17 protein-coding genes and 1 pseudogene are annotated in these 17,635 nt (G+C 60.8%); 8 read left to right on the top strand and 10 right to left on the bottom strand.

The features are described from left to right. Nucleotides 1–157 precede the first annotated feature (157 nt). The 3 genes and pseudogenes from AC5RW2_RS32330 to AC5RW2_RS32320 form a co-directional block, all read right to left on the bottom strand. Entirely contained in the window at nucleotides 158–856 is a 699-nt protein-coding gene (locus tag AC5RW2_RS32330; RefSeq protein ID WP_493941636.1) for a class I SAM-dependent methyltransferase, read from the bottom strand. A 305-nt stretch (nucleotides 857–1,161) separates the two neighbouring features. Beyond that, a pseudogene (locus tag AC5RW2_RS32325) lies at nucleotides 1,162–1,398 on the bottom strand (type II toxin-antitoxin system Phd/YefM family antitoxin); the annotation flags it as partial. 116 nt (nucleotides 1,399–1,514) lie between these two features. Further along, nucleotides 1,515–1,982 (bottom strand): DUF2975 domain-containing protein, encoded by a 468-nt coding sequence (locus AC5RW2_RS32320; protein ID WP_493941635.1) that lies wholly within the window; start codon nucleotides 1,980–1,982, stop codon nucleotides 1,515–1,517. Nucleotides 1,983–2,166: 184 nt separating this feature from the next. Here AC5RW2_RS32320 and AC5RW2_RS32315 point away from each other — a divergent pair, with 184 nt between their 5' ends. Beyond that, nucleotides 2,167–2,547: a hypothetical protein gene (locus AC5RW2_RS32315; protein WP_493941634.1), complete on the top strand. Its 381-nt coding sequence runs from the start codon at nucleotides 2,167–2,169 to the stop codon at nucleotides 2,545–2,547. A 427-nt stretch (nucleotides 2,548–2,974) separates the two neighbouring features. On the opposite strand, the gene AC5RW2_RS32310 is transcribed toward AC5RW2_RS32315, so the two are convergent. Further along, nucleotides 2,975–3,286, bottom strand: a complete 312-nt coding sequence (locus AC5RW2_RS32310; RefSeq protein WP_493957955.1) for a hypothetical protein — start codon at nucleotides 3,284–3,286, stop codon at nucleotides 2,975–2,977. 226 nt (nucleotides 3,287–3,512) lie between these two features. Here AC5RW2_RS32310 and AC5RW2_RS32305 point away from each other — a divergent pair, with 226 nt between their 5' ends. The 5 genes from AC5RW2_RS32305 (at nucleotide 3,513) to AC5RW2_RS32285 (ending at nucleotide 8,255) form a co-directional block, all read left to right on the top strand. Next, nucleotides 3,513–3,902: a plasmid mobilization protein gene (locus AC5RW2_RS32305; RefSeq protein WP_493957954.1), complete on the top strand. Its 390-nt coding sequence runs from the start codon at nucleotides 3,513–3,515 to the stop codon at nucleotides 3,900–3,902. A 4-nt stretch (nucleotides 3,903–3,906) separates the two neighbouring features. Then, the gene (locus tag AC5RW2_RS32300; protein ID WP_493957953.1) at nucleotides 3,907–5,538 is read left to right on the top strand and encodes a relaxase/mobilization nuclease domain-containing protein; all 1,632 of its coding nucleotides are present in this window, start codon (nucleotides 3,907–3,909) and stop codon (nucleotides 5,536–5,538) included. Between the two features lie 30 nt (nucleotides 5,539–5,568). Further along, nucleotides 5,569–6,801 (top strand): hypothetical protein, encoded by a 1,233-nt coding sequence (locus AC5RW2_RS32295; protein WP_493957952.1) that lies wholly within the window; start codon nucleotides 5,569–5,571, stop codon nucleotides 6,799–6,801. Nucleotides 6,802–6,953: 152 nt separating this feature from the next. Further along, entirely contained in the window at nucleotides 6,954–7,172 is a 219-nt protein-coding gene (locus tag AC5RW2_RS32290; protein WP_493957964.1) for a DUF4913 domain-containing protein, read from the top strand. Nucleotides 7,173–7,217: 45 nt separating this feature from the next. After that, nucleotides 7,218–8,255 carry a PDDEXK nuclease domain-containing protein gene (locus AC5RW2_RS32285; protein ID WP_493957951.1) on the top strand — a complete coding sequence of 346 codons (1,038 nt, stop codon included), beginning with the start codon at nucleotides 7,218–7,220 and terminating at the stop codon, nucleotides 8,253–8,255. A 239-nt stretch (nucleotides 8,256–8,494) separates the two neighbouring features. Here AC5RW2_RS32285 and AC5RW2_RS32280 read toward each other — a convergent pair whose 3' ends face one another. The 3 genes from AC5RW2_RS32280 to AC5RW2_RS32270 all read right to left on the bottom strand — a co-directional run bounded on the left by AC5RW2_RS32280 (nucleotide 8,495) and on the right by AC5RW2_RS32270 (nucleotide 12,460). Further along, the gene (locus tag AC5RW2_RS32280; RefSeq protein WP_493941652.1) at nucleotides 8,495–9,022 is read right to left on the bottom strand and encodes a hypothetical protein; all 528 of its coding nucleotides are present in this window, start codon (nucleotides 9,020–9,022) and stop codon (nucleotides 8,495–8,497) included. A 169-nt stretch (nucleotides 9,023–9,191) separates the two neighbouring features. Continuing rightward, entirely contained in the window at nucleotides 9,192–9,353 is a 162-nt protein-coding gene (locus tag AC5RW2_RS32275; RefSeq protein WP_493941653.1) for a hypothetical protein, read from the bottom strand. After that, nucleotides 9,350–12,460 (bottom strand): RHS repeat domain-containing protein, encoded by a 3,111-nt coding sequence (locus AC5RW2_RS32270; RefSeq protein ID WP_493941654.1) that lies wholly within the window; start codon nucleotides 12,458–12,460, stop codon nucleotides 9,350–9,352. The genes AC5RW2_RS32275 and AC5RW2_RS32270 overlap by 4 nt, the downstream gene beginning before the upstream one ends. A gap of 1,677 nt (nucleotides 12,461–14,137) precedes the next feature. On the opposite strand from AC5RW2_RS32270, the gene AC5RW2_RS32265 reads away from it, so the two are divergent. Beyond that, entirely contained in the window at nucleotides 14,138–14,614 is a 477-nt protein-coding gene (locus AC5RW2_RS32265) for a hypothetical protein (RefSeq protein ID WP_493941655.1), read from the top strand. Nucleotides 14,615–14,625: 11 nt separating this feature from the next. After that, nucleotides 14,626–15,066: a hypothetical protein gene (locus AC5RW2_RS32260; protein WP_493941656.1), complete on the top strand. Its 441-nt coding sequence runs from the start codon at nucleotides 14,626–14,628 to the stop codon at nucleotides 15,064–15,066. Between the two features lie 86 nt (nucleotides 15,067–15,152). On the opposite strand, the gene AC5RW2_RS32255 is transcribed toward AC5RW2_RS32260, so the two are convergent. The 3 genes from AC5RW2_RS32255 to AC5RW2_RS32245 all read right to left on the bottom strand — a co-directional run bounded on the left by AC5RW2_RS32255 (nucleotide 15,153) and on the right by AC5RW2_RS32245 (nucleotide 17,634). Next, entirely contained in the window at nucleotides 15,153–15,653 is a 501-nt protein-coding gene (locus tag AC5RW2_RS32255) for a hypothetical protein (protein ID WP_493941657.1), read from the bottom strand. A 12-nt stretch (nucleotides 15,654–15,665) separates the two neighbouring features. Further along, nucleotides 15,666–16,229, bottom strand: a complete 564-nt coding sequence (locus AC5RW2_RS32250) for an RNA polymerase sigma factor (protein WP_493957963.1) — start codon at nucleotides 16,227–16,229, stop codon at nucleotides 15,666–15,668. A gap of 973 nt (nucleotides 16,230–17,202) precedes the next feature. Then, nucleotides 17,203–17,634, bottom strand: a complete 432-nt coding sequence (locus AC5RW2_RS32245; RefSeq protein ID WP_493941659.1) for a DUF4913 domain-containing protein — start codon at nucleotides 17,632–17,634, stop codon at nucleotides 17,203–17,205. Nucleotide 17,635 lies beyond the last annotated feature (1 nt).

The raw sequence follows: 17,635 nt of genomic DNA, 5'->3' as shown, positions 1-17,635 counted from the left end.
ACTGAGGTGGATCGCCGGGCACCCCCGCCGACTCGTTCGACGCCGATCATATCGAATCGTTTCATCCGTACAAGCTGGACTCACCCGCAACAGCTGAACAACCGGCCGATAACACTCTCGATGGGGGGTTGGGATAGGGCTTGGTGGGTCGGCTCCCTCAGCTTGCTTCGAGGACGAAGAAGATGAAGGCCACGAACGCTGTCCGGTCTTCGAGGTGGGGAGGGAAAAGCTCCCGGGGTGCATCCGGAGAGGCGGGCGGTTCGCTGATCATCTTCAGGTGGAAGCCCGCCTCGGTGAACGCATCGGTCATGGCGTGCAGCGGCCGATGCCAGAACGTCAGCGTCGCGGTTTGTCCATTGAAGTCGTTCTCCTGCGAGTACTCGGTGATAGCGAAGTAGTCAGCGTCCGGCTCGATGACCTTGTAGACGAAGGGGTGGTTTACCGACAGGATCAGGCGACCTCCCGGCTTCAGGACCCGCCGCAGCTCGGCCAGGGGTTCCGACCAGTCCTTGAGATAGTGGATGACCAGGGACGATACGACGTCGTCGAAGGAATCGTCCGCGAAGGGGAGCGGTTTGCTGAGGTCGGCTACGTGCAGGTCCGCGCTCTGTCCCAGCCGTTGTCTGGCCAACTCAACCATCGCAGGGCTGGCATCGAAGCCGGTCATGATGGCGCCTTTGGCGGCCAGCGCGGCGGACAGGGGTCCGGCACCGCATCCGGCGTCCAGGATCCGGTGGCCGTCGACGTTTCCGGCGAGGTCGATCATCGCCGGACGCTCGTAGTAGGCATTAAGGAGGCTGGATGCGTTCTCCGCCGCGTAGTTCAGGGCGAATTTGTCATAGTGGTCAGCCTTCACCGGATCCTCGCTTTCGGGACAACGCTCATCTAGGGACGACCCGCTCGTTTCGGACAATGAATCTGCACTTGAGACGCTTAGCGGGTGGTTACCCGCTCGGTACGGGTTTGTTGAGTGGGAGCGGGCACTTCGAACCTATGCCACGGATCACCTTTGATCTGGCGGCGCGCCGAAGTGACAGATGCTATCGGCTTAAAGTCATCCGAGGTTTCCTTAGACAGCTACCTTTTTACGCTTTAAAAATTCGATGCCTCGTCCGGGGCAGGTGGTCATGACGCTAGCCGGTCAAGGCTACGTGCGTCTGGTTACGGTTCTGAAAGCTTGTGCTCGACGGTTTCGACCTCGCGCACGGACTCAAGGGCCGACATGAGGCGGCGCTCGTTCCTGGGTGAGCCCAGCAGGTAGCTTGTTTCCACTAGCGCGTCGTACCGGTCCTTCGACATAAGCACCGCAGATCCACGTTTTGACACAATCTCAATTTCGGTGCGGTCGATGTTGACCCGTTCGATGAGGCGGCCGAGGTTGCGCCTGGCTTCGCTCGCTGTGACGGCCGTAGTTGCCTCCTGTAGATAAGAGACATGCTACGGGTTGGTCATCGGTACGCTCCGCGCAGGCATCCGAACTGGCATTGCAAATCGCTATGCTCAGACGGAGCAACTTACCGCGATACGCGGTGGGCATCATCGCCCTGCAAGAAATCCACGGCCCTGTTTCTGAGAGTGAAAGCGACGGGCACAAGGGCTAGAGAGGCAAGAAGTCCGAATAACATCGGAGGACCGCCGACGGCTGCGAAGGAACCGGCGTGTACACAAACACCTGCGAAGATCGCTGCCATGAAGATTAGCGATGCTGCCAGGACATTTGCCCATCGCTTTGACCGGCTGTTCAGAGCCTCGCCCGCCGCCGCGGCCGAGAGCAGCTGCCAGGCTGCCAGCAAAGCCACCTCGAAACCGATGATCGCAACCACGATTGCCGTTATGTAGGGTGCCGCCAGATACGCAACCTCGGGGTAGGCGTTGGCGTACTCAGCGGCGGCCCATGGGACCACCACTAGTTGGGTCAGCAGGGCGCCAAGAGCAAGCGCACCGAGGATTATACGGAGGGGTGTGACTTGCTGTCGGATCATGTCGCAATCATCGACTCACCTATATTGAGTGTCAACGGGGCACGCGGTCTTCCTGCCCGGAGTCTAGCCGGCGCAGGAGCGGGAAGGGCTGGCACCCGTCCTTCTCTGCTTCCGGAGGAGTTGTTAAACTCGGTCACGCTGCGGCGTGCCCTCCAGTAGCTGGACGCTTCATAGGAGCGAAGGTATGTTCGCCTTTAAGGAGCGGATGAATCGTGGAGGAACGATGGGCGCCGGACGTTGGGGTCTCGTTGCAGTGGTGGGGGCCGTCATCGTGCTGTCCATGACGGGATGCGGGGCCAGTGGCGCCGACGCAGACCCGGGCGCCCCGGATGGGGCAACGGACCGGTGGCAGGTGGGCGTGCTCGGTGCGAGAAGCGGCCCCTATCAACAATGCTTGAATGACCGAAGCATTGAAGAAGCCTTTCAGTCTGCGGATATGCCTTCCTCGCACTTGGGCATCAAACTGGTCGCTTCAGCCACGGCAGAAGATGCCCAGCGAATTGCAGACTGCCTGAGGCAAACCCTGGAAACCGGTGAAGTATCGGTCAGCAGTCCGGGAAGCTAGAGCTGGCCCCGGCCCGGCCGAACAGCCGGCGCAGCAACGGGACGGGCGCTGTCCACACATCCCTGAACGCTGGTGCCGGAGGTCCCCGTCCTGCAGCAGGGCGGTTGTGGCCGGCACCTGGAAGGGTGCCGGCCTTCTTGGGTTCCGCCGGCGCCTCAGTCGGTGTTGTCCACGGTTGAAAAGGGGCCGGCCCCGCCTTGCCGGCGGGTCGGGCGCAGGACGGCGTGGGCCGTGGGAAAGTCTGCCGCTGGCAACCGCCCCGAAGTGGAGGCTGTGCATGACCGCCGGGGTGCGGTGGTGAGTGTCGGGGCCGGTGGTGACCTGGCGGTTGTGTGCAGCCGGTCGGCTGGGTCCCGTCGTCCAGGTGTGTGCGGGAAAAGCCCGGAGGATTTAGCTTTTGCCGTGCACAGGTGGGCGAGGGGAGACGCTACTGGTTTGCCGGTGTCGCGGCGCTATCTGTGCATGCCACGGAATCGTTGGTAGCGGAGCGGCCGCCGGCCTTCCTGCGGCGGCCGGCGGCGCCGGTTTCGAGTCCGAGCTTCTTTAATTCCTCGGGGCTCCAGCCGTCCTTGGTGGCACGCACGTAGGCGCGCTTGTCGTCACGCTCGGCTGCGGCGAGCTGTTCTTTGAGGTCGGTGATCCGTTGGCGGGTTTTCACCAGTGCGGTGACGGATTCGATGCGTGAGTCCAGGAGTGCGCGGGCCTGGTTGCGTGTCTGTTCAATATCGAGGGTAGCCATGATGCCAGCCTAACCGGACGGCACGACAGGTCCGATTCACGGCCCCAGGGTGCCTCGCCTCCAAAACTCAGCCCCGGCGGAGCAAGCTATACACTTACGTACCCGTAAGTGGTGAAACCTTTCGACATTTGTTGTCGAGTCGGGCACACTGGGGGTGTGGTCCCCGGGGTTCCGGGGTCGCTGCGCTGGGCATTCTGAGGGTCGTGGGAAGGGCGGTGAAAGCGCGTTGGGTGAGGAACCGATCGGGCGAGGCCGTTTGGGGAAGCGGCGGCGGGAGAACGCGCCGGCGGGTTCGAAGAAGCGGCGCACCGTGTGGGTGACCGCGGAGGAGGAAGCGCGGCTGGTTGCCCGGGCGGCGCGGGAGCGGGTGACGGTGCCGAACCTGCTGATGTCCGCTGCTTTGTCCGAGTCTGCCGAGACACCCACGGAGCGTAAGGCGGCGATGGCCGAGCTGATGGCCCTGCACACCCTGCTGGCGCGGGTGTCGAACAACGTGAACCAGATCGCCCGGCATGCCAACGCGGGGGAGGATTTCCCGGAGGATGCGGCCGTGGTGCTGGGGTATGTGCGTCAGGTGGCGGGGCGGATCGATCGCGCGGTCGAGGGGCTGATGTAGGGAGATGATTCCGAACATTACCCGTGGCTCGAGAATGGCGGGGCTCCTGGTGTATCTGGCGTCGACCGATGCGGATAAGACGAAGAACGCGCACACGGATCCGCACCTGGTCGCGGGTGATGCCGCGATCATGGCGTGGTACGACGACGGGGTCCTGGACCACGCCGATGCGCTGGCGATCGCGAAGCATCTGGACCAGCCGCGCAGGGCCTACGGGGTCGAGGTCCGGCAGAAGGACTTCCGCTGGGACCAGGCGGCGAAGCGGCGGGTGGAGAACGGGTATAAGCAGGCCGACGTGTGGCACTGCTCGCTGAGCCTGCGCGCCGAAGAAGGCCCGCTGACGGACCAGCAGTGGGGTGATATCGCCAACGACTTCGTGGACGCGATGGGCTTCACCGAAGCCAGCGGCAAGGCGCAGTGCCGGTGGGCTGCGATCAACCACGGCACCAGCGAGAACGGGAACCACCACATCCACATTGCGGTGTCCCTGGTCCGGGAGGACGGCACCAAAGCCTCCACGCACGGTGATTACAAGCGTGCGCAGAACACCTGCCGGGAGCTGGAGGTCAAGTACGGGCTGGAACAGCTCTCCACAGTGCATGCAGCCCGCGGCTACGATCGTGCCGAGAAGGCCACTGCGGTCAGGGATGAGCGTGAAATGCACCGGTGGTCGCTGGCACGGAAGGTGCGTGCCAGCGCAGGCGCGTCGGTATCCGAAGCGGAGTTCGTCCGCCGCGCCCGCGACACCGGATTACTGGTCCGGCCGCGCTATGCGAAGAACACCACGGACGTCATTGTTGGGTACTCGGTAGCCGAGCGGCCGAAGCCGGGGGAGCGGCCTATTTGGTTCGGTGGCGGCACCCTCGCCTCCGACCTCAAGCTCACCGCGCTGCGGGAAGGATGGAGGGACTCGCCACAGTTGGCGATGGAAGCTGCAGCCGAATGGAACGCAGCTGCCCGCAATAAGCGCAAGGTGTCCAGGACCGGCCCCGAGAAGGCAATACCGCCGGCAGAAATGTGGGAGGAGTACACCCGTAACGCAACGCAACTGGTTCAGCAGCTGCGGGCACTGCCGCATGATGATCACGCCACGTGGGCGAAGGCTGCACGGGAAGTGTCCGGTGCCTTTGCGGCGTGGTCGCACTGCCTGGAACCAACGCCCGGACCGCTGGCGGCCACCGCGGCTGAACTGTCCCGCACAGCCCAACTCAGGACGCCAAAGGCACATGGAAAACCCGTGCCCCTGCCTTCCGTTGCCGGGACGGCGATGTTGTTCATGGCGGCCTCGGGCAAGAACAAAACGGCTGCCCAATCAGCGCTCATGCTGCAGCTGGTCAACACTGCCTTCGCCATCCACGAAATGCACCAACAGTCCGGGCGCACGAGGGAAGCGCAGCGGATCCGTGCCATCGTCACCGAGCAGCTGAAACCGTTCGCGGCGTCCATGCCGCGACCAGTCACGGCCGACGCACCGGAACAGACAGCACCAGAGCGGAGGACCGTGCCGAAGCCGGTGGAGATTGGCCTTCGCGGCATGGTTCCCACCCGCCCTGGGTTGGCCGTGCCGGCCACTCCAACCCCGGCAAGAACCCGCCAACACACAGGGCGCGGGTCCGGACCTGTGCTCGACCGATAAAGAATCACACCAAGGGATAAGGGGAACGCCATGAGTGACTCGGACGGAATGGATGATGTCCTGGACAACGGAATGCGGCAGGCCCTGCTGATGGCCTCACGCATTGCCGAAACACTTGCCCGGCACCGGCAGGAATCCCTGCGGCAGCAGGAACACCGGGACGCCCAGGCAGCACACGACGCCGGGACGCGCTTCGCGGCCGAGCGCAGTGCCGCGCGCGCGGCACTGGCACCGGTGGAGAAAGACCAGTGGTGGGACAAAGCCCAGCCCAATGACATCGCCGGCGTGCATGCCGTGGCGGAGGGCTGGAAAGACCATGACCCCGCCGCCTTGGCAGCCTCGGAAAGAATCCGTCAGGAAGTCCTGACGCGCTACGCCATCGACACCCACGACGTCGATGCGGACGGCGCCTATCTGGAGTCATATCTCCAAACCATCACCACGGAAAAGGCCCGACAGGACGCGCTGGCAACCAGCCAGGACGAGACACGCAAGGCGGCCGCCGAACACAAGAAGGCCATGCAACTGCTCGCAGCGGTCCATGCCGAAGAACTCCGCGCCCAGGCCCAGAAACTGGCCCCTGAAATGGAACGCCACCAGATACCCGTCGAGTACCTGGCCAACCCCGAGCTCGCAAAGGCCCTGCAGCGCGCGCACACCGCGAAAACCCCCAACGCCATGGCAGCGGCCGATGCCGAGATCAAGGAACGCCTGTACCTCATCGGCAAAGACGGGATCAACGGACCCGACATCGACCAACTGCGCCAAGAAACCACCGCCCACCTCAACGGTGTCGGCGATTCACACTTCAAGGATCCCGCGTTCGTCAAAGCCGCCAAGGACATGCACGAAGCCAGGCTCCTGGCTGAAGGCGGATTCGAAGGCACACACCGGGCGTCAATGGAAAAGCGTTACGAACAAGCCGAGAAGGAACTCTTCACCCGCCTCGAAGGCGTCGGCCGCGAGATTGAAAACCGCGTCACCGGCAACGACAGCAGCCGGCTCAAAGACCAAGGCCCCGGAGCAGAAACTGCTTCGTCCGCCGGCTACGGCTCCGCCGAGCGCCAGGAAGCTTTCGCCGCATCCCTTGCCACTACCGGCGCCAACGAAACCCAAATCCGAGGCCGTGCCGCGGCGGAACGCAGCGAGGGGACGCACCCCAGCGCAGCCATCACCCTGGGTAAAGGCACAGCCAAAGCCAAAAAGACCCGCCCAGGGGCAGCCATGGGTGCGGAACGGACCAAGAGCGGCCCTTCCCGATAGGCCGCCCGGTCTAACGAATGGGGAGACTTCCCCCGGGGGCGGTCTCCCATTCTCAGGAGTGTATTGCTCCGTATCCTGGGCCACGATCCTGGTGCTTAGCACCGGATAACGCGAACGGGTTGAGCCTGGCCGGATAGTCCAAAGTTCTTTGGATCTGGCGCGCGTGGGAACACCTCCGGCTGGAGCCGGCCCTTGGAGTCAGCACTTGGTGGTTGAACCATGCCGACCCGCACATGCGAATCCTCATGGACAAGGAAGGGCCGTTCAAGAAGTTGCGCCTACAACGGCCACAAGTCCTCCTGAACGCCGGGCCTCACTTCTCTCCCGCACACGCGCCCCGAACCCGGGCATCTTCGACTGCCTGCCACTAACCTTCGGGGCCATGAAGTAGTTTCCGGATAGATAGGATCGAATCCATGACTCCAGCCGGCGACCTTTCCCTCCCCAACGGCTACACCGACCTGCTGGGCGAACTCAAAAATCGGGTCAGGACCGCGCGCACCAAGGCGCTGCGGGCCGTAAACACCGAACTGATCGAGCTGTATTGGTCCATCGGCCACACCATCCTTCAACGCCAGGAGGTCGAGAGCTGGGGGAGTGGTGTGATGGGACGGCTGGCAGACGATCTGCGGGCAGAGTTCCCGGAGATGAAGGGATTGTCGCGGCGCAACCTGTTCTACATGCGCGGATTCGCTGCTGCTTGGCCGGATCCAATTGTGCAACAGCCTGTTGCACAATTGCCGTGGGGCCACGTCACCGTGTTGCTGGACAAGGCGCAGACACCGGAGCAACGGGCCTGGTACGCGTCGGCCGCTGTGGAGTACGGCTGGTCCCGGAACGTCCTGATGAACATGATGATGAACAAGTCCATGGATCGGACCGGTACGGCGCCGTCAAACTTTGTGCAACGGCTTGTTGCACCGGATTCGGAGCTGGCCCAGCAGGCCGCCAGGGACCCCTACAACTTCGAATTCCTTAACCTCTCCGGGGAGGTTGCCGAACGCGATCTCGAGCAAGCGCTCATGGACCGCATCACCGACACCCTGCGGGAAATGGGTCCCGGGTTCGCGTTCGTCGGCCGCCAGGTTCACTTCGACGTCGGCGGTGACGACTTCTACCTTGACCTGCTGTTCTTCCACGTCGAGCAACTGCGCTACTTCGTCATCGAACTTAAAACCGGCAAGTTCCAGCCCGAATACGCAGGCAAGCTCAACTTCTATATCGCCCTCGTCGATGACAGGCTCCGCCGCGAAGCGCACAACGACACTGTGGGCATCCTGATCTGCGGCAGCAAGAACGACCACACCGTCCGCTACAGCCTCGGCAGGTCCACTTCACCCATGGCCGTCGCCTCCTACACCTATGAGTCCCTGCCTGCCGAGGTACGCAAAGAATTGCCCGACGCCGACCGGCTGACCGCCGCTCTCGACTGGACCGAAGATACGACGGGCTAACCTGCACGACCAATAGGAACGGCGTGTCTTCGCCGATTGCGTCCCGCTCGGATTCCTGCGCCTGCTGGGCCGGCTACAACCTGATGCGTGATAGTGCCCCTGCTCCGGTACCGGCTTCCACGGGGTCAGGCACCTACCTGCAGCCAAACATTCGCCGTTCCACGACAGCAAAGCGCCCCTGCTCCTACTTGAGGAACAGGGGCACTTTGCTGTGACCGCCGTGGTCAGGTGGGTCGCGTCTAGGCGGCTTTCATATGTGTGATGAACTCCGCCAAATCTTTTCCGCACTGTCCGTAGTCATACATGGTGGTTTTTACGCGAGGAGAGCACTTTACATCGACCTTTGATGAGTCCTCGATGCTTGGAAATGCTACCGTGATGACCTCTCCCCACGTCCATATGTTCGGCTTGACCACTATTTCAAGCCTGTCAGGCATGAACTCGATCTTCGAGTATTTAGGGTTGCTCTCGACAAGGTTGGCCGCTCTGCTCTTCAGCGACTCGACACCGTGCTTCCAAACGAGTGAGGCCGATGCAGTTGCTCCAGAAACAGAGACGCCGCTCTTCTGAGTCATTTCATTAGTGACACGAGTTCTGCGCACCCCGTAAAGCACGAGACATATGGCTAGGACGAGGGCCAGAAGCAGGGCAATTATCCAACCTAAGTGGTTCATGTAGTTAGTATCCTCCACAAAATTTGAACGGTTCGTTGTCCGCATGTCAAAGCTGCAGTACCCATGAAGCACCAGGGATTCTGCAACCGACATTCCCTGTGGTTAGGTCCCGTAAACGCGACGCGGGTCTACGGCCCGCGCGGCAAAAAGCGCCCCTGCTCCTACTTGAGGAACAGGGGCGCTTTGTTGTTGCACCGTCATTATCTGAGCGGGTCCTAACAGGCCGAAACGATGTCAGGCGTGACGATCAGAGAGTCGCTACTCAGCGGCGGTTCCTGGAGTAGATGGCGGACCCCACACCGAGGGCGCCACAGGCAGCTACCACTATCCCCGCGACCGAGAGCTCGGTTGTTTCGGCAGCAACACTTAGCATGACGCCGGCAATTACGAGCAGGGACATGATCACGATAAAGGTGCGGCTCATGTGCATGCCACCACCGTAGCCGCCCCCGAACCCGCGCCCCCGACAATGGTAGTACCTAGCGCGATAACAGTTCCTACACCGACAGGACCTGTCACAGGCACCGAGGACGCCGCAGCAACGAGGCCGATTGCTGAAATCCCTAGCATAGCGATAGAAAAGCCGCAGTCTAGGCTAACCAAGCCGGTGGGGTCGGTGTTATTAGTGGGGTTGCATTTTGCGTAAGCGTACCGGTTGGCTTCCTGGTTGGATGGGTCGGGCTGGGTGAATCGTCCGGTGGTGTGGTCGTAGTAGCGGGCCCCGAGTTTGGTGAGGTTGGTGGCGGTGTCTTTGTAGCCGCCGGTGTATTGGAAGGGGTTGTTGCCAGCCTGGGGTCCGGTGGCGGTGGTGGTGCCCCAGGAGTCGTAGGTGTAGTTGGCGGCTTTGGCCTGGTTGCTGTCGGTCAGGGTGATAGTGGAACCGAGAGCGTCCGCCGTGTAGTAGAAAGTGCCGGCGCTGTTGGTCATGCTGAGCAGCTCGCCTTCGTTGTCGCGGACGAACGAGGTGCTGTTGCTGCCGGTGGTGGTGCGGGTGATGCCGAGCAGCCCGTTGAGGATGCTGGTGGTCCCGGCCGTGGTGCGCTCGGTGTTGGATGACCCGGCGTAGGTGAACGGGGTTGTGGTGCCGGAGCGGGTGTGTGAAGTCATCTGGTCGAACACGTTGTACACGCTGGTCGGGGCACCTGCCTTGGTGGTGTTCCCGTTCGCGTCATAGGTGTAGGTCGCTGCCCCTGTTGGGGGTGTGGCGCAGGTCCCGGCGGTGGGGGCGGTCCAGCAAAGCTGATCGGCGGCGTTGTAGGCGTAATGCACGGTGGCGGCGCCGGTCTTGGCTGAGGTGAGCCGGTTCGCGTTGGCGTCGTAGGTCCACGCCTCGGTGCTGGCCCCGGTCACTGCCTGGGTGAGCCGCTTCATCTTGTCGTAAGCGTAGGTGGTGAGAGCCCCGGTTTCGGTAGTCATGGTCTTGCGCAGCGCACCGTCCTTGCCGGTGGCCCCGACGGTGTAGGTGTAGGCCCGCTTGGAGAGCACGGTATTGGAGCTGTTGGTCGCGGTGATGCTCGTGATGCGGTCGGCCCTGTCATAGACCGTGGTGTTCTTCACCCCGTTCGGGTGCTTCACCACGGTGCGGCGGTCGTTGTTGTCATAGCTGAAGCCGGTGCACTTGGTGCTGTTCGGGAACACCGGGGTGGCCGGGCAGGAGCCACCTGGCGCAGCGAGGGCGATGAGCCGGTCATCGTCGTCGTAGCGGTAGGCCACGGTCCCGGCCGGGTCGGTGTAGGAGGTGATGTTGGAGGCGTGGTCCCAAGCCAAGGTCGTGGTGATTCCGCCGATGGTCTTGTTCTTGGGCCGGTTCTGACTGTCGTAGGTGTAGGTCGTGGTGCCGGCAGCGTCGGTGCGGGAGGTGAGGTTGCCGTTCCCGTCGTAGGCGTAGGTCACGCACGTTGCTGCAGAGCAGGTGGATCCGTACCGGGTTTCGGTGAGCCGGTCCATCCTGTCGTAGGCGTAGGTGGCCGTCTGGTTTTTGCCGTCCTTCGTTGTCGCGACCCGGCCGGCGGCGTCGAAGGTGTTGGTGACGACTCCGAGCGGAGCGGGACGGGTGATCGTGACCGGGTTGCGGGAGGCGTCGTAGGTGAAGGAGGTGGTGTTGCCCTTGCCGTCGATCGTCTTGCACAGCTGTCCGCGCAAGGCCCCGCAGGAGGTCCCTGCGGCATCGCCCTGGTAGCGGTTCGCAAGGGTTCCGCCTTGCCCCGAGGGCGTCACGGTTTGATAGTGGCGCTGGGTGACGGAGTCGTAGGTGTAGGTAGTGGTGTTGCCTTCACTGTCCGTTGAAGACAGGGGTTGGAACTCCAGCCAGGCCTCCCCTGTAGTGGGGGCGGGGTAGGTGTAGGAGATCTGCTTCCCGGTCCCGCCGGCCGCCCCGGCGGGCGACGTGATGGTGGCGAGGGTGTTGTTTGGGTTCCAGGTCGTGGTGGTCAGGTTCCCCAGGCTGTCCAGGGTCGTGAGCACATCGTCGTGGGCGTTGTAGGTTTTCGTGGTGGTGTGTCCGAGCGGGTCGGTGATCTTAGTGACCTGCCTGGCGGAGTTGAACATGTAGGCGGTTTGCCGGTTGCCGGCGTCTGTCAGATATGAGGTGTTCGCGCTGCTTGTGTCGGCCCCGGATGAGATGGACGAACTGCCGTAGGAAAAGTAGTGCGAGGTTCCCGCTGATTCTCCGCCGTAGAGGACTTCTTCGGCTTTGCCGTCGCTGTAGTAGTCGATATCCGTGTCTGTTTCGCGGGGATCTGTGTACTCGCTTACCAGTCCGCCTTCGTAATCGAACTCGTGCTCTCCGCCTGCGGCGTCTTTCACGTCGGTCATTTGGCCGGAGGTGTTGTAGTCGAATTCAATCGATCGGCCGAGGGTCGAATCGGTGATCATTGAGGGCTGGGAATTGGTGTAGGGGTCGGCGTATTCGAAGGTGACCTTTCGCCCGTTTGGTGTGGTTATGCTCGCCAGACGGTCGGAAGTGTCATAGGCGTAGGTGACGCGGTCGGCGGCGGCACTGTAATGATGCCCGGCATGCGTCAACCGGAAAACACCGTTGACTTTCTGGTAGAAATTCGTTTCCCCGCTGTCGTTGAGCCTCAACGTCACGGCGGTGGAACTGAATGCGGTGATCGTGGCGTTCAATCCTGGCGGCATGGTCCAGCCGCCGCCGGCCTTGGGCACGAATTTGTATTCGCCGCCGTCGGCAGCCGTGTAGGTGACCGAATTGTCGGCACCGACTTTCAGCGCTGTTTCGAGAGTGCCCGCAGAGAGCATGGGACCGTCATCGTTGATGCTGTTGTACCGCCATGAAATATCGATGTCGCGGTCGGCGCCCTCCAGATGGAGCAGGTCCCCGGTGAGCAGGATGTTCCCCGTGACAGGGTTCCACTCCAAGCGCACGTTGTCGGTCAGATCGCGCCCCACCATTTCGGCGGCCTTTCGGCTGCCGGCCAGGTGCCCGTCCGGGCCCGAAAGCGGGGACAGGGCGGCGGTGTCCGACAGGCTCTGCTGGGTTGTATCGGATGCAGTTTCATCTGCTGCAGGCACAGCGGCGTCTGCTGTCGGTGTGGTTGTCGGTGAATTTGTGCCTAGGGTCGGGAGGGTCGCGGCGGATGAAATGCCAGCTCCCGTAACAGTCAGAGCTGAAGTAATTACGCTCGCTAAAAGAACACGCCGGACTCCCATTCAGGTCCCCCATAAGTCGGTGTTTCGCCCGCCCCATGCGGGATATCTGAAAGTGTGCCTTCAGTAAGTTTGCTTGGCAATGCGCTTTTGAGTTCATTTACAAACCCCAAGGAAATCCCAAGGTCTTAAACCCAGTCGGAGACTGTTGATGTCACGATTAGTGCATATGCCATCCGGAGTCAGCCGCGGCTATTGAAGTTTTCCGCGGTGTCACTTATAAGAAGATTTGTCTCACGTGGTCCACCACCTTGGTAAGCGAGCCCGTGTCCAATGCTAACGCGGCTGACGGTACCAGGAAGGTAAGTACCAGGGCACTTATCATTACCGGGACGGGCAATTTGAACAATTTCATCAGTGAACTTCCTTCTGTCTAGTTAGGGACGTTCAGTTAGTGAAAGCGCGAGGGGTGAAACGTTCCCCTCAGGGGCAGATAAATTCATCGGTAGTGCCTCGTCAATGGGCTACGCTCGCCAATTAGCCGTCGTGTCCAATCCGTTACCTTCGGCATCAAAGGGCGGCGAGCTTGACCCGTGTTCCGCGCAAGTTGGAGCCGGTGGCCCACAAATGGAAGATGGTCGTCTGTTACTCGGGTAACCTGACTACCGAGTATCTCTAAGCCCAAGTACACAAAGCAAAATGAGGCGCGCGGGAGCCTTTGCCGGCACCCGCGCGCCTCATGCATTTTCAGCGATTTTCAGTTTTGCGGTGTAATCTGCCGCAGCCGATCCGACCGAAAACTACTTCCGGTACCCCCGAGGGGTTGAGGACCAGACGCTCCGGATGGAGAATACCGAAATGACAGACGCACCCTGGGCTCTTCATGCACTCAGCGCATTCTGGAACCAAGAGTAGATCGGGACCGGGGCCGGAATGCCGCACCGGACCTTCACCTGTGGATGGGGCTGGCTTGGTCCAGTATCGGCCAGGTGTCTTCAATGGCTGCGTTGGATGGCGGCTCTGCATCGAGCCTGAGACAGATGATCTGCGCCGCCGATACCGTGCCGGTCGTTGCCTCGGGCAATTACTTGTCATAACGTCGATTATCAGCATTTAAAGTGCGGGAGTGGAAAAAGCTGCTAGAACTCCCGGTTTTTGCCCATCATTGGCCACGCCCCTAACAGGCACTCTGGCCCCGAAGCCCGAAGCCCGAAGCCCGAAGCCCGAACTGCCCAGGGCGCCAAGAGGGGCTTATAGGAACGGCCAAAGCCGCCCAATCCCGGCCCATCGATACTCGTGCAGAAACGCTACACAATAGCGTCCGCCCTCGTCGATGCAACGTTTCAATAACACTCTTCGGTTTAAACTTCCAGGTTGCACATATGTCTGTTCAACTGGGCAGAACCATCATTGATTTCTAGATTGGATCCGATTCAAGATGGTGCGGCCGTGGGAGAGCGAAGGCATTCTGGTTAGGCTGAATGGTTCATCCCTCCGCATGGGCGATTTTTCGCGTTTCATCTTCAACGCACTGTCAAGGACGAAACCGAATCCGCTATTGAGCAATTGTTAGTGCAAATAGCTTTGACTCTAGGAGTGCTCATGAAAACTGTCAAGAAACGAAACTGCGAACCAAAGCCGATTCGCCGCAGGGCGTATAGGCTAACATTGGCCTTTATTGTCGGCTTTACTTCAGTATTCGGCCTTGGCGTGGCCCAGGCTGTCACGTATAACAGCTCCAATAGTTATTATGGGCCGGTTTCTGGCATTTCATACTATAATTACGCCTCCGTTTCCAACACCTCCCGCTTATATGCAGGAACTTTCGTGGGCAGGAACGGATCCGGGAATTATCCAGCGGGTTATGCCGGTGCCAACGCACGGCTCTTCCGCGATAACGGAACGTTGTGCACGGAGACCGGCTTCCTATACAACGACGCGAGCGCTCACGGGCATGGGATAGCCACTTCTGGTTCATGTGGATCCGACGGCTACTACGGTTACGGGGTGACCCGGGCATGGAATGGGAACGGTTACAACAGCTACTACACCTTCAAAACCAGGAACGTGAACTATTAGGAGTTGGCGCAATGAAACCTTTCGTGAGCAAAGTGATCTTTGGGGCCGCACTCGTAGGCTCTATGGGGTTAGGCGGGGTAGCGGCCTTAGGCGCCCAAGGCGCTGGCCTCCCATCTGCTGAAGAGGTAAACGAGGGAAGGGTGGCTCCTAGCTACCCCGTCAATCAGAAGGGATTGACGTATGGGTCTGCAGCAGAGGCCTTCTCCCCGGAAACAGAGCCGGATCTGATCAGAGCTGAGGGTGATAGCGGTGTAGTGGGGTACGTCTATGCTGACGACCTCGATTATCAACCCTCTTTTAGCTCGCCGGCAGAAGCCGTTGCCTGGCAGAATAAAAACGGGCGTGACGACGTTGTTCTGCCACTATATGACGTGGGTGGAACAAAAGTCATTGGAACTTTTACCATACATCGTCAGGCAGCAGAAGTCCTTGGTCTCACAACTTCTGAGTAGAGCGGTTCTTAACCTCTCCATATGTCGCCCGGGCATTGCTAATTGCAATGCCCGGGCGGTATATTGTTTTATCGACCGAGGCTAACCTATGGGCCGATACGAAATGACCCGATGAGCGTCCGACCATCCTTTTCATAAACATCGATAACCCGCGGATTTCCTTCTTGTGCCCTCTGCCATTCAAGCGCCTGTTCAGGACTTGTTGGCATCGGGCCTTCTAGATCCCGAGACCAGACATACCCCGTCTTCCCGTTGGAGGCGTGTACTCTGACGAGGTCAGGCGCAACTGGGCTGTCCCCTTGTACGCCGTATGTTTCGCCATGTGCATTGACTGGCCAGTCGGTTACCTCGGCATATTCAGGTTGACAATTGGTTATCGCGCAAGGTAGTTGGATCCAACCAGCTTCGGCGACGGCCAGTGCACCTCCTGTCAGCGCCATAGTGCTGACAATGGCTCCGCCAAGAACCAGCCTGGCCTTACCCTTCAGCCTGTAACTATGATTTACGGCTGTCGATGCCGCCGTATTCACGAGAAGTTGGCGCACGGCGGCGCTTCGAACCGGGTCGAAAGTCGGTTCAAAGGTCATGGCAGATTCCCTTCAAGTGGTGGAATGTATTGATAGTTCAGGGGGTAGTAGTGCCCTCATTTTTTCCTTAGCGCGAAGAAGCCTGGATTTCGCCGTCCCGTGTGGAATGCCAAGGACTGCGCTTGCCCGCATGGTGCTGAGTCCTTCCAAGACACAGAGCGTGAGAATATCTTGGTCTCGTGCATTGAGGCGGCCGAATGCCGTCCTAATCTGCTGATCCCGGGCCGCTCGCTGAACGGCATCAACTACATCATTGGAGTGATCAGGGACATGCTGCCGAGGCAGCTTGTCCAAAAGTCTTTGATACCTGCGCTTGGAGCGGTTGTGGTTCCGCATGACGTTGTTGCTCGTTAGGAGCAGCCAGGGGAGGATGGACCCTCCGGTCATTCTGACATCAGACTTGCGTCTCCACGCTTCCAAGAACACCATTGCGGTGACGTCCTCAGCATCCTGGGCAGATCGAAGATAGCGGAGACTATGGCGGAATATCCGGTCCCGATGCCGGTCGAATATCAGGCCGAAAGCCGTGCCGTCCCCGGCCTGAGCCTGCGGCCACAACTCCTCATCACTGCCCATATCTAATAATGTCCAGGAATCAGGAATTGGATGCATCAATTTCCCAAAACTACCCCCGTCAACCACTAATTCGGGCCTGATGGCGCTGTTTCGGTCCGCGTAGCCCCAGCCGCTGCAACGTGGGCGCAGCGAGGCTGGAGCTGTAGCCCTCATTGCAGACGACCACGATCCGGCGGGGGGCTGGAAGGATCGAGCCGCCGCTCAAGAACGTTTCGATCAATAAGACTGCACCTGGCAGATCACTGTCGCGGTCCCGCTGATCGACCGGCCGCTTGTCAACAACAAGGGCGCCCGCCGCCATCTCCCGCTCAAGATTCGGAGCGTGTACACGCAGCAGCGTCCCGCGGATCTCTAGCAGTATTAGGTTGATCGCAAGAGTCCCGGGGGAATCGGTGGAGTCCAACTGCCATGGCAGGTCGCCCCGTGGGCGTCCGAAGCCCGAACTTGCCATGGCACTCTCGCCATGAGGGGCTTGCACGGCAAAGCGCTACGAAGGTGACGGACGCCCGATTCGCCGAACTCGTAGGTATCTAGTGTTCCTCGCTAGCGCCGATCCAACGGCGAACAACGCGATCTATGTGAGCCGGCAGCTCGTCAAGTTTCTCGGCGTCAGCCCACGTGCTCATAAAGTCCGGGTCGTTGCTCTTAGGCGCGTCTGTGATGTCGCGGATGCGGACAGCAACTGGCACCCCCGTACTCACCCCGGTGACTAGGGCGTGCTGCTGCGCCAGACCGGGAAGCTGATCAAGTAGTGAACGTGAGCTGAGAGATGTCGCGTGGCGGAGCAGGTTTTGGTCGGCGTGGTGCGTCAGACGGTGGGCTATGACAGCGCCGCACTGCGCTACGACTGTTTCGCTAAGTTCGCTGGGACGTTGGCTGGCGAGCAGCAGGGATAGCCCGAATTTTCGGCCTTCCTTAGTCTCGTGGAAACCCATAGAGCCCGGCGGGAGACTTTGAACGTCTTGCGGGACTCTCATTCAGGTTGCGTCCGCACGTCCGGGAACCAGCCCACGGGTGCTTTCTTCGGTTCCAGGTGTTCGGGGTCGCGGTGTTCTTTCATGTCGCAGTTGTAGAACGGTCCTTGTGGGTCCAGGAGGACTCTCATGTGGTGGTCTGCGTGGTCCCGCCACCAGATGCTCATGCCGGTGGCAGCGTCCAGGCGTAGGTGTTCCCAGGAGCGCCACAGGGCTGCGACACGTGAGACTGCTTCGGGGTGGAAGTACCACTCGGTGCACCATTTTGCTGTTTTCCCGGTGACGCTGCGGACATATGTGGGCAGCAGTTGCTCGTGCAGGAATTCTTCGGCCGAGCCGTAGACGAGCTCCGGTGTCTCCGCGGTCTTTCCGTCCCCGCTCTGGCTGGTAGCGGGGGCGTCGGTATCGAATAGTCCGAAATCATCTTCCATG

This window comes from Arthrobacter sp. B0316-1-20 (assembly GCF_059091865.1).
Note: the sequence above shows the minus strand (reverse complement) of the source record. Positions and strands in the feature narration are given on the sequence as shown.

Bases quoted from the DNA above. Each gene is read 5' to 3' on its own strand.
- AC5RW2_RS32280 (WP_493941652.1), bottom strand. From the start codon at position 9,022: ATGTCGGTTGCAGAATCCCTGGTGCTTCATGGGTACTGCAGCTTTGAC.
- AC5RW2_RS32255 (WP_493941657.1), bottom strand. From the start codon at position 15,653: ATGACCTTTGAACCGACTTTCGACCCGGTTCGAAGCGCCGCCGTGCGC.
- AC5RW2_RS32300 (WP_493957953.1), top strand. From the start codon at position 3,907: ATGATTCCGAACATTACCCGTGGCTCGAGAATGGCGGGGCTCCTGGTG.
- AC5RW2_RS32285 (WP_493957951.1), top strand. From the start codon at position 7,218: ATGACTCCAGCCGGCGACCTTTCCCTCCCCAACGGCTACACCGACCTG.
- AC5RW2_RS32245 (WP_493941659.1), bottom strand. From the start codon at position 17,634: ATGGAAGATGATTTCGGACTATTCGATACCGACGCCCCCGCTACCAGC.
- AC5RW2_RS32250 (WP_493957963.1), bottom strand. From the start codon at position 16,229: ATGGGCAGTGATGAGGAGTTGTGGCCGCAGGCTCAGGCCGGGGACGGC.
- AC5RW2_RS32265 (WP_493941655.1), top strand. From the start codon at position 14,138: ATGAAAACTGTCAAGAAACGAAACTGCGAACCAAAGCCGATTCGCCGC.
- AC5RW2_RS32315 (WP_493941634.1), top strand. From the start codon at position 2,167: ATGTTCGCCTTTAAGGAGCGGATGAATCGTGGAGGAACGATGGGCGCC.
- AC5RW2_RS32320 (WP_493941635.1), bottom strand. From the start codon at position 1,982: ATGATCCGACAGCAAGTCACACCCCTCCGTATAATCCTCGGTGCGCTT.
- AC5RW2_RS32295 (WP_493957952.1), top strand. From the start codon at position 5,569: ATGAGTGACTCGGACGGAATGGATGATGTCCTGGACAACGGAATGCGG.
- AC5RW2_RS32275 (WP_493941653.1), bottom strand. From the start codon at position 9,353: ATGAGCCGCACCTTTATCGTGATCATGTCCCTGCTCGTAATTGCCGGC.
- AC5RW2_RS32310 (WP_493957955.1), bottom strand. From the start codon at position 3,286: ATGGCTACCCTCGATATTGAACAGACACGCAACCAGGCCCGCGCACTC.
- AC5RW2_RS32260 (WP_493941656.1), top strand. From the start codon at position 14,626: ATGAAACCTTTCGTGAGCAAAGTGATCTTTGGGGCCGCACTCGTAGGC.